Source organism: Pseudomonas glycinae (assembly GCF_001594225.2).
In the GTDB taxonomy this organism is placed as follows: Bacteria; Pseudomonadota; Gammaproteobacteria; order Pseudomonadales; family Pseudomonadaceae; genus Aquipseudomonas; species Aquipseudomonas glycinae.
The window spans coordinates 4644556-4658124 of record NZ_CP014205.2 but is presented as its reverse complement, the minus strand read 5'-3'; the positions used below and the strand labels follow the sequence as shown (position 1 = coordinate 4658124).

At 60.6% G+C, this 13569-nt stretch carries 11 protein-coding genes; 2 read left to right on the top strand and 9 right to left on the bottom strand.

The window, feature by feature from the left end:
• The 5 genes from AWU82_RS21295 to AWU82_RS21275 all read right to left on the bottom strand — a co-directional run bounded on the left by AWU82_RS21295 (window position 1) and on the right by AWU82_RS21275 (window position 4459).
• The gene (locus AWU82_RS21295) at window positions 1-1230 is read right to left on the bottom strand and encodes a spore maturation protein (RefSeq protein WP_064379589.1); all 1230 of its coding nucleotides are present in this window, start codon (window positions 1228-1230) and stop codon (window positions 1-3) included.
• Window positions 1231-1446: 216 nt separating this feature from the next.
• A complete protein-coding gene (gene gltP, locus AWU82_RS21290) occupies window positions 1447-2778 on the bottom strand; it encodes a glutamate/aspartate:proton symporter GltP (RefSeq protein WP_064379587.1) in 1332 nt (443 codons plus the stop codon).
• Between the two features lie 697 nt (window positions 2779-3475).
• Window positions 3476-3940, bottom strand: coding sequence for an inhibitor of vertebrate lysozyme family protein (locus tag AWU82_RS21285; protein WP_064379586.1), 465 nt, complete (start codon window positions 3938-3940; stop codon window positions 3476-3478).
• 2 nt (window positions 3941-3942) lie between these two features.
• Complete coding sequence (locus tag AWU82_RS21280; RefSeq protein ID WP_003177151.1) at window positions 3943-4107, bottom strand: DUF1328 domain-containing protein; 165 nt, start codon at window positions 4105-4107, stop codon at window positions 3943-3945.
• A 67-nt stretch (window positions 4108-4174) separates the two neighbouring features.
• The gene (locus AWU82_RS21275) at window positions 4175-4459 is read right to left on the bottom strand and encodes a hypothetical protein (RefSeq protein ID WP_064379584.1); all 285 of its coding nucleotides are present in this window, start codon (window positions 4457-4459) and stop codon (window positions 4175-4177) included.
• 427 nt (window positions 4460-4886) lie between these two features.
• Here AWU82_RS21275 and algB point away from each other — a divergent pair, with 427 nt between their 5' ends.
• Together algB and AWU82_RS21265 are read left to right on the top strand one after the other, a co-directional pair.
• The gene (algB, locus tag AWU82_RS21270) at window positions 4887-6233 is read left to right on the top strand and encodes a sigma-54-dependent response regulator transcription factor AlgB (RefSeq protein ID WP_007954049.1); all 1347 of its coding nucleotides are present in this window, start codon (window positions 4887-4889) and stop codon (window positions 6231-6233) included.
• Between the two features lie 10 nt (window positions 6234-6243).
• The gene (locus AWU82_RS21265) at window positions 6244-8034 is read left to right on the top strand and encodes a KinB sensor domain-containing domain (protein ID WP_064379583.1); all 1791 of its coding nucleotides are present in this window, start codon (window positions 6244-6246) and stop codon (window positions 8032-8034) included.
• On the opposite strand, the gene AWU82_RS21260 is transcribed toward AWU82_RS21265, so the two are convergent.
• From AWU82_RS21260 to AWU82_RS21245, 4 genes are all read right to left on the bottom strand, one after another.
• Window positions 8031-9647, bottom strand: a complete 1617-nt coding sequence (locus AWU82_RS21260; protein ID WP_011331772.1) for an EAL domain-containing protein — start codon at window positions 9645-9647, stop codon at window positions 8031-8033. The two genes, AWU82_RS21265 and AWU82_RS21260, sit on opposite strands and share 4 nt — an antisense overlap.
• Window positions 9648-9719: 72 nt before the next feature.
• A complete protein-coding gene (locus tag AWU82_RS21255; RefSeq protein ID WP_064379581.1) occupies window positions 9720-10499 on the bottom strand; it encodes an N-acetylmuramoyl-L-alanine amidase in 780 nt (259 codons plus the stop codon).
• A gap of 101 nt (window positions 10500-10600) precedes the next feature.
• Window positions 10601-12691, bottom strand: a complete 2091-nt coding sequence (locus AWU82_RS21250; protein WP_064379579.1) for a diguanylate cyclase — start codon at window positions 12689-12691, stop codon at window positions 10601-10603.
• Window positions 12688-13566: an endonuclease/exonuclease/phosphatase family protein gene (locus AWU82_RS21245; RefSeq protein ID WP_064379577.1), complete on the bottom strand. Its 879-nt coding sequence runs from the start codon at window positions 13564-13566 to the stop codon at window positions 12688-12690. The genes AWU82_RS21250 and AWU82_RS21245 overlap by 4 nt, the downstream gene beginning before the upstream one ends.
• Window positions 13567-13569: the final 3 nt, after the last annotated feature.

The window sequence follows — 13569 nt, the reverse complement described above, 5'->3', positions numbered from 1 at the left end:
TTAACCGAAGAACCAGTAGCAGACACCGATAGCGCCGAGCACGCCCGCGAGTTCGGCCAGCAGCGCACAACCCACGGCATGCCGGGCGCGCTGGATGCCCACCGCGCCGAAGTACACCGCCAATACGTAGAACGTGGTTTCGGTGCTGCCCTGGATCGTTGCGGCCACCAGTGCCGGGAAGCTGTCCACGCCCGAGGTCTTCATCGTCTCGATCAGCATCGCCCGGGCGGCGCTGCCGGAGAACGGTTTGACCATCGCAGTCGGCAGCGCATCGACGAAGCGCGTGTCCCACCCTGCCCACTCCACCAGATGGCGGATGCCGTCGAGGCCGAAGTCCAGCGCGCCCGATGCGCGCAATACGCCGATCGCGCAGAGCATCGCCACCAGATACGGCAGCAGGTTCTTGGCCACGTCGAAACCTTCCTTCGCACCTTCGACGAAGGCCTCGTAGACCTTCACCTTGCGCAAGGCGCCGATCATCAGGAACAGCATGATCAGGCCGAACAGCGTCAGGTTGCCGAGGATCGACGACAGCCCCGCCAGCGCGGTGGCCGACATTGTCGCGAGCAACGCCATGAAGCCGCCGAGGATCAGCGCGCCGGGAATCAGGTAAGCCAGCACCACCGGGTCCCAGACCCGCAGGCGCTGCATGAACGCCACCGACAGGAAGCCGACGATGGTCGAGCAACTGGTGGCCAGCAGGATCGGCAGGAACACCAGCGTCGGGTCCGGCGCGCCTTGCTGGGCGCGGTACATGAAGATCGTCACTGGCAACAGGGTCAGGGACGACGCGTTGAGCACGAGGAACAGGATTTGCGCGTTGCTGGCGATGGTCGAGCTGGGGTTGAGCTCTTGCAGCGCCTTCATGGCTTTGAGGCCGATCGGCGTGGCGGCATTGTCCAGGCCCAGGCCGTTGGCGGCGAAGTTCAGGGTGATCAGGCCCAGCGCGGGATGTCCGGCTGGAACTTCCGGCATCAGCCGCAGGAACAGTGGCCCGAGCACTTTGGCCAGCCATTCAACGATGCCGGCCTTTTCGGCAATGCGCAGGAAACCCAGCCACAGGGTCAGCGTGCCGAACAGCAGCACCATGACTTCGACCGATAGCTTGGCCATGGCAAAAATGCTTTCCACCATCGCCGCGAAGATCCCGGCGTTGCCGCCGATCAGCCATTGCCCCAGCGCCGAAACGGCTGCCACGACGAAGAAGCCAAGCCACAGGCCATTAAGCATCAGTCAAATCCCCCGGAAGATGCGGCGAATGATAGCGGGGCTGCCAGAAACGACAAACCCCGGATTTCTCCGGGGTTTGTTGGTAAGGCTTGCATCAACCACTGTGGGAGCGGCGGTGCGACGACTCGACTTGCCCGCGATGGCGGTGTTCATTCAGCGAATATGTTGAATGTGCGCACCTCATCGCTGGCAAGCCAGCTCCCACAGGGTGTTGCATCAGTTTTTGGAGATTTCACCGGCCGGCAGTTTTTCCTTGCTGCGCCAGTGCGGCAGCGAGTTCCAGTAGCGCTGGCCCTTGGCGTCGTCGTACATGCCTTCCCAACGGGCGATGACCAGTACGGCGAGGGCGTTGCCGATCACGTTCAGGGCGGTACGCGCCATGTCCATCACACGGTCGACACCGGCGATGAACGCCAGGCCTTCCAGTGGAATGCCGACGCTGCCCAGAGTGGCCAGCAATACCACGAAGGACACGCCCGGTACGCCGGCGATACCTTTGGAGGTAACCATCAGGGTCAGGACCAGCAGCAGTTGCTGGCTGATGGACAGGTCGATGCCGTACAGCTGAGCGATGAAGATCGCCGCGATGGACTGGTACAGGGTCGAGCCGTCGAGGTTGAACGAGTAGCCGGTCGGTACTACGAAGCTGCAGATGGCTTTCGGTGCGCCGTAGGCTTCCATCTTCTCGATCACCCGTGGCAGCACGGTTTCCGAGGAAGCGGTGGAGTAAGCCAGCACCAGCTCATCCTTGAAGATGCGCATCAGCTTGATCACCGAGAAACCGAACATCTTGGCGATCAGGCCCAGAATCACGAAGGCGAAGAAAGCGATGGCGACGTAAACCAGGATCACCAGCTTGGCCAGCGGCAGCAGCGAGGCGAAACCGAAGTTGGCCACGGTCACCGCGATCAGGGCGAATACGCCGATCGGGGCGTAGTTCATGATCATGTGGGTGACTTTGAACATGCTTTCCGAGACGCCCTGGAACATCTTCACCAGCGGCTCGCGCAGGTCAGACTGCAGGCTCGACAGACCGAGACCGAACAGTACGGAAAAGAAGATGATCGGCAGCATCTCGCCGCGGGCCATGGCCGCGAAGATGTTCGACGGGATCAGGTTGAGGATGGTCTCGATGAACGCGTGTTCATGCTGCACTTCGGCGGCGGTCGCCTGGTACTTGGAGATGTCCACAGTGCCCAGGGTGCTCATGTCGATGCCGGCACCCGGGTGGAACAGGTTGGCCAGCAGCAGGCCGACAACGATGGCGATGGTGGTGACGATTTCGAAGTAGATGATGGTCTTCAGGCCGATGCGCCCGAGCTTCTTGGCGTCGCCCACGCCGGCGATGCCGACGATCAGGGAAGAGATAACGATCGGGATCACGATCATTTTGATCAGACGGATAAAGATATCGCCTGCCGGTTGCAGGACATTGCTGATCCACCAGGCCTTTTCGGCACTGAAGTGGTTGAGCAACGCACCGATTGCAATTCCCAATACCAGACCGATGAGGATCTGCCAGGCGAGGCTAAGCTTTGCCTTCTTCATTATCTTTACCCTTACTTGCGTTTGACTCAGGCACATGCAGGAACTGGAACGCTCATCAGCGGAAAAGTCTGTGCATCTGCCTCCGTATAAGGTGCCCCGAAGCGCGTGTTTACGGCTCTCCGGCAGGCGAAAAAAGGCGCAACTATTCCGATGCAAGGTTGCGCCGTCTAATGCCGTAAACGCCTACCCTATGCCGAATCGGCATGAGCTTTTTTAAATGAAACTGGCGTCCCAACCGGTTCGAATACGACATTTCGGCAGGCATAAGTGCCGTGAACCGGCCATTACAGCGTAGGTTGGTTATTTTTTGAACGAGTGATTTCGACGAAAAATTTAGGAAAAAGCCTACGTTCGGAAACTAAATGTCCGACTTGGTGGATCGACTCTTTCTCGATATACGGTCGCCAGGAAACACCGCGAAATGCTTTCGCACGCAGTGTGGGCGATAAAAATGAAGAGCAGAACGCTCTGGATCAACGTTTTGTCACGTTGAAAGCTCAGCGCAAGTCCGTCAAACCGCTTCGGCTGGCGAACTTGCGTCGCAGCTTTTACCCTGACCTGGCCCTCATCGCAGGCACTCCCTGTACCCGTAGGTCACTCCGACCCTGCAACAGTCAGAACATCCCGGCCCCCTGGTCATGCGCCGGCCTTCCTCGGGCCGACGCAATGGAGGACAGCCTTTCGGCTGTCCTCGTGTTCAATACCAGTTCGGATCTTTCTTCAGCGTTTCCATCAGAAGATCCTGCATGCCCTGATCGGGTTTGCCGAGGAAGCGGTAAGTGGCATGTCGCGTGGGCGACTTGTCGGCCGGCAATCCTTCGGGCACATCCACAAGCATGGCGTAAGCGTCTTTCTTGTCGAAGCTGAAGGCGACGATCAAGCGATGGTTCATGCACTTGTCTGCGGATTCGCAGAGCGGGCCGACCAGATACTTGTCGCCATCTTCGGTCACGGCATTCATCTGCTGGTCAGGCGTGCCGGACAGGTTCATCACCCATTCCGGCAGGCGTTCTTCCTTCTTCACCACGCCTTCCCAGGTTTCCCTGTATTGCGGGTCTGAACTCAACAGTTCGTTGACCCGCGTCTGGCCGTCATTGGCCGCAATCGCCAAGGCACTACCGCCCAGAAGCAGGGCGGCTGCCAATGTCTTTAAACCCTTCATGTTCAACCTCGACCGCGACGGCCAAAGAAGAAGGAAGCGATGAACATCACCAGGAACACGACAAAGAGAATCTTGGCGATACCCGTGGCGGTGCCCGCGATACCACCGAAGCCCAGTACTGCGGCGATGATGGCAATGATCAGGAATGTGATTGCCCAGCTCAACATGGTGATTCTCCTTGCTTCTATTTAGGGATGTTGCCGGTCTCGGCGCAGCGGCGCCCAGATTCGTTGATCAGAAAACCCAGCGTTCTTCACGGGGCATGTCGCCCATTGGCTGTGGCTGGTCGACGTCCATCATGCGCATCGCGCCGTTGTCGGCCTGGCTGTTGCTGACGGCGCTGAAGTGCGTCTGCGTCGCGTGTTGCATGGAAATCAGGGGCTCAGTCTGCTGGCTCTGCTCCCAGCGCAGATATTGCTGGCAGGCGATCAAAGTGATCAGCAGCGCAAGTGCGCCAAACAGGGCCTGCTGCAAGTGCAGTGGCGAGATACGCATTTGGGCGGCACGTGGGCGAGTCATCCTGGGTTCCTCACTCTTGTTCGATTGGGGCAGTGCATATCTGCCCGGGCTGAAAGAGATATTGCAGCCTGCGTGCCAGCTTTTTTGTTTGGAAAAAACCAATAAAATCAGCTAGTTACAAACGGTATGAAAATTCCTGACGACGCATCCTGCACGATGGTCCGCATAGGGTCGTGCGTAATGCACGATTATTTCGTAGGAGAAATCATTATTTTTGAATTGAGGACAGGGTACGGATGTCAGAAAAGTAGGCAGGAAACCGACCTGAAACTGTGCGATGTTTAAAAAACCAATGAAATCAGTTGATTAGCCGTTAGGGCAGGAGAGAGCTACCCTGCTATGACTGGAATCGATCAGAATCAACCATGCAACTTGCCCGATTTTTCCGGGACTAACCCAAGACATTCACTTATGGAGCGTAGGAAAAATGGAATCAGCCACTGAGCACCAAGGCCGCATTCTGCTGGTGGACGATGAATCCGCCATCCTGCGAACCTTTCGTTATTGCCTCGAAGACGAAGGTTATACCGTCGCCACCGCCAACAGCGCGGCTCAGGCTGACGCGCTGCTGCAACGCCAGGTGTTCGACCTGTGCTTCCTTGATTTGCGCCTGGGTGAAGACAACGGCCTGGATGTATTGGCGCAGATGCGCATTCAGGCGCCGTGGATGCGGGTGGTGATCGTCACCGCGCATTCGGCCGTCGATACTGCGGTAGACGCGATTCAGGCCGGCGCTGCCGATTATCTGGTCAAACCGTGCAGCCCGGATCAATTGCGCCTTGCAACAGCCAAGCAGCTTGAAGTGCGCCAGCTGTCGGCGCGTCTGGAAGCCCTCGAAGGCGAGATCCGCAAACCCAAGGACGGCCTCGATTCCCACAGCCCGGCGATGAAAGTCGTACTGGAAACAGCGCGGCAAGTGGCGGGCACCGACGCCAACATCCTGATCCTGGGTGAGTCGGGCACGGGTAAAGGTGAACTGGCCCGAGCCATTCACGGCTGGAGCAAGCGCGAGAAGAAATCCTGCGTCACCATCAATTGCCCGTCGCTGACCGCCGAACTGATGGAAAGCGAGCTGTTCGGTCACAGTCGTGGCGCCTTCACCGGGGCTAGCGAAAGCACCCTGGGTCGCGTCAACCAAGCCGATGGAGGTACGCTGTTTCTTGACGAGATCGGCGATTTTCCCCTGACATTGCAACCCAAGTTGCTGCGTTTCATTCAGGACAAGGAATATGAGCGGGTAGGGGATCCGGTCACCCGCCGCGCCGATGTGCGCATCCTTGCCGCCACCAACCTTAACCTTGAGGACATGGTGCGCGACGGACGTTTCCGCGAAGACCTGCTCTATCGCCTGAACGTCATCACCCTGCATCTGCCGCCGCTGCGTGAGCGGGCCGAAGACATCCTGACCCTGGCCGACCGTTTCCTCGCCCGTTTCGTGAAGGAGTATGCGCGTCCGGCACGGGGCTTCAGCGACGAGGCTCGCGAAGCACTGCTGGGCTACCGTTGGCCCGGCAACATCCGTGAGCTGCGCAACGTGGTCGAGCGCGCGAGCATCATTTGCCCGCAGGAACGGGTGGAAATCAGCCACCTCGGCATGGCCGAGCAACCGGCCAACAACGCGCCACGGGTCGGCGCCGCGCTGAGCCTCGACGAGCTGGAAAAGGCTCACATCGGCGCAGTACTGGCGACCGCCGGGACCCTCGATCAGGCTGCCAAGACTCTGGGGATCGACGCCTCGACCCTGTATCGCAAGCGCAAGCAGTACAACCTGTGAGCATCCGCCGATGAAACTGGCGATGAAGTTGCGGACTCGCTTGTTCCTGAGCATTTCCGCGCTGATCACCGTGGCCTTGCTCGGGCTGATGCTCGGGCTGGTCAGTGTGATGCAGATGGCCGGCACTCAGGAGGCGCTGATCCGCAACAACTTTGTCACCCTGGATCTGGGGCTCAAGCTGCGCCAGACACTCGGCGATCAACTGATCATGATGCTCGCCGAAAAGCCCGATCCCGTGGCGTTCGAAGCGTCCAAGCAGCATTACTTCCAGTTGCTCGATGAAGGCATCGCTCAGGAACAGAAAGACGATGACCGTCAGTATGGTTTCAGTCAGGCCAAAGCCGATTACCTGAGCTTTCTCGAGGCGTTCGACATCACCCGAGACCCGGCCGCCGCCCTGAGTGGTGGGGGTGATTTGCGTGAACGGTTCAACACCCTGCGCAACGGGTTGATCACCGAACACAAACACGCGCTGAACAACATCAATTCGGTCCAGCACGCCGCTCGCGACCGCGCGTTGCTGATCGCCGGCCTGTTGGGACTGGTGGGGCTGGCAGTGCTGATCATTGGCTTCGTTACCGCCCAGGGCATTGCTCGGCGTTTTGGTGCGCCGATCGAAGCGCTGGCCAAGGCGGCGGACAATATCGGCCAAGGCAATTTCGAAGTGACACTGCCAGTGTCCTCGGCGATGGAGATCAACCTGCTGACCCGGCGCTTCGGGCTCATGGCCGAAGCCCTGCGCGAACATCAGGCGACCAACGTCGACGAATTGCTTGCCGGCCAGCAGCGTCTGCAAGCGGTACTCGACAGCATCGATGACGGTTTGTTGATGATCGACCGTCAGGGTCGACTGGAACACTTGAACCCGGTGGCCCAGCGGCAGCTGGGCTGGGACAGCGATCGCTTCGGCGAGGGCCTCGGCACGGCGCTTCAGCGACCCGAGCTGGATGCACAACTGCAATTGGTACTGCGCGGCGGCACCCTTGAACGGGCACCGGAAGATTTGAGCATCGAGGTTGATGGCGAATCGCGCCTGCTGACCTACAGCCTGACGCCCGTCAGTCATACCCAGGGACATATCCTCGGTGCTGTGATGGTCTTGCATGACGTCACCGAGCAACGCGCCTTCGAGCGGGTACGCAGCGAGTTTGTCCTGCGTGCGTCTCACGAATTGCGCACACCGGTCACGGGCATGCACATGGCGTTCGGGCTGTTTCGCGAACGGGCCAAGTTTCCTGAGGAGTCTCGGGAGTCCGACCTGCTCGACACGGTTAATGAGGAAATGCAGCGCCTGATGCAGCTGATCAACGATCTGCTGAACTTCTCGCGCTATCAGAGTGGTTTGCAAAAACTCACGTTGGCGCCTTGCTCCATCGAGGAACTGCTGGAGCGGGCGCGTTTGCGTTTCGCCGATTCAGCAGCGCAGAAGGGCGTTGCCCTGAATGTCGAAGCGCAGGGCCCGCTGCCACGCTTGCAGGCGGATCAGGCGCAGCTCGATCGAGTCCTCGACAACCTGATCGACAACGCCTTGCGCCACACGGCGCGCGACGGGCTGATCCGCTTGCAGGCCCGTCGCCATGGCGAGCGGGTGATCATCAGCGTCGAAGACAACGGCGAAGGGATTGCCTACGGTCAGCAAGGGCGGATTTTCGAACCCTTCGTCCAGGTCGGCAGGAAAAAGGGCGGGGCCGGGCTTGGCCTGGCGCTGTGCAAGGAGATCGTCCAGCTGCACGGTGGGCGGATGGGCGTTTACTCGCGGCCGGGGCAGGGTACGCAGTTCTACATGGCGCTGGCGGTCTAGGCCTCGTCGTCGAGCCGGCGTCCGGCGAGCCGCCGTCCACGGGTGATCAGCTCAATGAATTGCACGGCGCTCAGGGCATGAGCGAACAGCCAGCCTTGACCGAACTTCACCCCTTCGCTGCTCAGTAGCGCCGCTTGTGACTCGAATTCGATCCCTTCGGCAATCACCTTGAGATCCAGCGCCTGAGCCATGTGAATGATGTGCGGCGCGACACCGCTGCTGGCGGCGTCATGGCCGAGTGCGTCGATGAATGCCTTGTCGATCTTCAGGCAGTCCACCGGCAAGGTTTGCAGGTACGCCAGGCTGCAATAACCGGTGCCGAAATCGTCGATCAGCACCTGGTGTCCGACATCCCGCAGCGCCTGCAGATTCTCCCGGGCCACTACCACATCGATCAGGCCGCGTTCAGTCACCTCGAAAGCAATTTGCCGCGCGGCAACCCGGTGCAGGGTCAACAGCCGCGCCATGACCTGGCCGATGCGCGGCACCATCACGTCGCAGGCAGCCAGGTTCACCGAGATGTACAGCTGCGGATTGGCCCGCAGCAACTGGCCGAGCTGCTCGAGCAAGCGTTGCAGGACGAAGTCGGTCATCTGGCGAATCTGCCCGGTGTTCTCGGCCATCGGGATGAACAGGTCGGGGCTGGTCAGCGTGCCGTCCGGCCGGCGCCAGCGCAGCAAGGCTTCGGCGCCGACGCAGTTGCGACTGTCGAGATCGAAGATCGGTTGATAAAGCACCTGCAACTCGCCCCGGCGGATTGCGCCGTGCAGCTCGGCATCCAGCGATTGGCGCTGGCGGACGATCCAGAACACCAGAACGCCGACAAACGCCCCAAGCACGAGGCAGAACGGCACCATCCACCACCAGAGCTCCGGAATGTGCATGCCCGTGCGTGGGCTGATCAGCACCAGTTGGTATTCCGGGTTGTCGGTGGGCATGCGATAGATCAGGTGCGACTGGGTAACTTGCAGCGCATTCGGGGTTTTCGGCGGCCAGGGCTCGGTGGGTGGCCAGGCCTGTGGCACGCCAAGTACCGGAATCGCTCGGGTTCCATGATCCAGCACCACCAGCAGACTGCTGCCGGGCGACAGATCAACCATGTCGGTCAGATGCCCGCGTGAGGTGGCCACGCGAAAGTTGCCGCGCCCGAGCATCAGGGCAGCGCGGTTTTCATCGGGTTCGGTGGTGGTGTTCAGCCAGTAGCTGTAGGTCGGGCCTTTGATGTCCGGCGGGCGAATGACCGACAGGCCTTCCTGGCGTGGACGGTTGGAGCAGATCCGCGTGGCGTCCATGTAAGCGGCTTCGTAGACGAAGCGATAGTTGAACGTCACTTGCTGCAACGTGGCGATCATTTCGTCGTCGCAACTGCGCAAGGGCTGGGCTTCGAGGTCGTCGAGGCTTTCGCGCAACTGGCCGAACAGTTGCTCAAGGCGCGCCAGGAACCGCTCGCCCTGAGCGTTCATTTCCTGGCTTTCGCTTTGTTCGACCTGGCGCATGGCCACGAACAGCCCACCGGTGATCAGCAGGCTCGCACTGAGGACAGCCGCGATCATCGCCAGAAACCAGGGGCGATAAAACCAGCTACGCAGCGTCTCTCGGGTAGCAACCATCATGGATATCCGAAGAATTACCAATGAGTTATAGCTGCTGATTGCGAATTCGCCCGGACCGTCGGGCGGGCGTCATTATTTTGTCTGATTCAACACCAGCAGCAACGCTGCCGTTTGCGCATCCGGCGTGCCGTCAAAGCGCGCAGGGCGGTAGTGCATCTGGAACGCTGCGAGCACATGGCGGGTTGCCACATCCAGCTCGCCGGTCTGCGGCGTCGAGTAGCCCAGGCGCGCCAGTTGGCTCTGGAACCAGGTGATGCTCGGCAGTTCGGCGTTGAATTGCGCCTGCTGACGTGCCACCGCTTGCTCGTCGGGCCAGAGCCCCAGTCCTTCGGCTGCCAGGCGTTTCCAGGGGAACAGTGGCCCCGGATCGAGCTTGCGCAGCGGGGCGATGTCGCTATGGCCGATGATGTGACGCGGGCTGATGCCCTGGCGTTTGCTGATGTCCTTGAGCAGAACGATCAGCGATTGCACCTGGGCTTCGCTGTAGGGATACCAGAGGCGACCGGTCGGAGTGTCCTTGAAACCCGGATTGACGATTTCGATGCCGATCGAGCTGGAGTTGAGCCAGGTACGACCTTGCCATTCGCTTTCGCCGGCATGCCAGGCACGCAGGTTTTCGTCCATCAGCTTATAGATGGTGGCGTTCTTGTCGTCGCCGATCAGGTAATGGCTGCTCACCTCACCATGGGTCAGCAATTGCAGTGAGCGCTCCAGCGAGGCAGAGGTGTAGTGCACGATCACAAACTGCACGCGACTGTCGTGATTGATCGAAGGATGGCTGGTGTCGAAACGCGGGCCGCTGGCACAACCGGCCAGTAAGAGCAGCGACGCGAGCAGGGTGAAAAATTTCATGGCAGAGGGCAGTACACGCAAGACGATAATGCAACAGTGTAACGTATCGCCTTGCGCTTCGACGCTTAAAGGGCTGTTTTAAACAATATGGAACAATTGCCTCAGCCCAGCTCCACCCGGTTTCGTCCTGCGTTTTTCGCCCGATAAAGCGCCTGATCGGCTCTTTTAAGCACCAAATCGCTGTGTTCTCCCGCCCGGAACGTCGCCAGACCCATGGAAACGGTGATCGTGACGCGCTCGCCCTTGAAGTGAAACGGGCAGGCCTCGATGGCAGCGCGCAGGGTTTCCAGAAGTTTGGCCCCGACCGCCGGGGAGGTGGCGGGAAGCAGAAGGACAAACTCTTCACCGCCGAAACGGGCGATGAAGTCGTTGCCACGCATACGCTTGCGCAGGACCGTGGCGATGATCTTCAACACCTTGTCGCCTGCCAGGTGCCCGTAGTTATCGTTGATCCGTTTGAAGTGATCGAGGTCGAGCATGGCCAGGCTCAGAGTATTGCCGTGTTGCTGCCACTGGGCGATTTCCTGTTCGAGTCGTTCGGTCCAGGCGGCGCGGTTGGGCAGGCCGGTAAGCGGATCGATCAGGGCTTTCTGGCGTTGTTCTTCAAGGTGTTCGCGATAGCCCAACGCTTCCTGTTCCATGTGCGCGACACGCTCGGCCAGGCTTTTCAGGCGTCCGGCGACTTCCTGTTCCCGAGCGTCGCGCTGCTTCTGGTGCTGATCCATGGTGCCGAGCAGGCCCTCGAGGTGGTTTTCCAGCACTTGCTTGAGATCATCCAGATCCGCCGCCTCCTGGACGCTGGTCTGCAAGCCGTCGACCTGTTCGCGGATCTGCGTGTCCATTGCTCTCGCGGCGGAGCTGTTGTCGGCGTGTCCTTCGCTGGCAGCCTGCAAGTTGCTCTGGAATGCTTCGAGGCGTTCATTGAGTTGCTGCAGATAGGCTTCGAACTCGTGCTGGCCGCTGTCTGTGATGGCCAGCATCAATGTCGCAAGATCGTCGAGGATCGGTAGCAGTTCGTACCAGTTAAGGCCATTTTTCAGGCGGTCGCACATCGCCTCGGCTTGCGGGCGGTGGCGCTCCGGCAGGGTCAGGTCATCCAGCAAGCCAATCAGCGTGTCTTCAATGTGTCGGGCGACCGAGCTGTAGGACGGCTCTGGCGAGTCCGGCAGGGCATAGAGAATGTCATGCTCGGATTGTTCCGGATCGATGGCGGCCAATGCCTGGGCGATGGGTTCGGGCAGGGGCAGGCTGTCGAGGATCACGGGCGGAGGGGTATCGCCGGGTAGGATCAACTCGTCGGGGTTGATGGCCGTGGGCACTGCCGGCGCGAAAACCGGAGGAGGCGTGAAGGGTTGCAGCTTTGATTCCGGCTCGACGGGTTCTGGTTCGCCGGGAGCGCTGGGCTCTTCGGTGAGGATTCTGGCCGGCTCAAATGCGACCACCTCCGGCTCTGCAAAGTCTTCTGGGATTGGCTCTGGAGCTTTAGATGGTTCGGCCATGGGGGCGGCGATCAGCGCTGGGCTGACGGGCGCAGTGGCGACCTGTTCAGCGCTTGTAACAGGCGCTTGCGGCGCTGGCACAGCTTCATGTGTGACGGGTGGTTGCTCTGGCTGCACTGACGGGGTCACCGCAGGAGCCTGGGCCACTTGAGCAGGGGTTTCCTCGCTGTCGCGGCTGCCGAACAGGCGCTGCAACAACCCGGGACGCCCCGGTTCCGCCGGCGTCGCCAGCTGACTCAAGGCCTTGCCCTGCAGGCCGCTGAGTTCGCTGAGCAGCAGCGGCATTTCCCTTGCCTGACTCACCCGGCCGTCCAGCTGCTTGGCGAACTTCTTCAGCGGCTGGGCCACTTCTCGGGGCAGCGGCAGGGATTGCAATTGAGTAACCAGCGCAGTCAGTGCGGTGCTGACCTGTTCGATCCGGGTTTCCCGGCGTTGCTCGGAATCGAGCACGGCTTTTTCCAGGCGAGGGAGCAGGGCGGCGAGGCCGGCGTCCATGTCATCGGTGCGCACCACGTCGCGCATCTCTTTCATGCATTGATCGACCACGCGGTCGGTGCCTTCCGCCGCCAGGGTGCTGCGCACCAGGCCGCGGCGCAGCAGATCGAGCCGGGCGTCCCATCGACGTTCGAGCTTTTCCTGTTGTTCGATGCTTTTGAGGTATTTCTCTTTCCAGCGCTGGGCTTCGTCGCTCATTCAGGGGTTCCGCGAAGGGCAGTGCTCAACGCGGGCAATGCATCGGCCGTGAGCGAACCCGGCAGACGAATCTCTACCGCGACCGGCAGGTGATCGGAAATCGGTTGCGCCAGCACTTCGACCTTTTCCAGGGTCAGGGTCGGGCTGATCAGAATATGGTCCAGGCAGCGTTGGGGGCGCCAGCTGGGGAATGTCGCTTCGAGTTGCGGGGCCAGCAGGCCGAGGTCGCGCAATGGCGAGTGTTGCAGCAGATCGCTGGCGTGGGTGTTCATGTCGCCCATCAGCACCTGATGCTTGTAGCCGCCGATCAGCTCGCGGATATAGGCCAGTTGCATGCTGCGAACTCGGGCGCCGAGCGCCAGGTGCATCATCACCACCACCAGTGCCTCCGGGCCTTCGCCGAAGCGCACCAGAATCGCCCCGCGCCCCTTCGGACCCGGTAAAGGGTGGTCTTCGATCGCCCACGGCCGCAGGCGACTGAGCACGCCATTGCTGTGCTGGGCCAGTCGGCCAAGATTGCGATTGAGTTGTTGATACCAGTAGGGGAAGGCGCCGAGCTGGGCCAGGTGTTCGACCTGATTGACGTAGCCTGAACGCAGGCTGCCGCCATCGGCTTCCTGCAGGGCGACCAGATCGAAGTCGCCGAGCAGATTGCCGATCTTTTGCAGATTGCTGGAGCGCCCGGGGTGCGGCAGCAGATGCTGCCAGCTGCGGGTCAGGTAGTGCCGATAGCGCTCGGTGCTGATACCGACCTGAATATTGAAACTGAGTAGGCGCAGACGGCTGTCTGCGGGCAGGCCCGTCGATTCCAGGTGATGCTCGTTGACCTGCGGTTCATGCAGGCCAACGACGCGTTCGGCTCCCCAGCGGCGCATGGC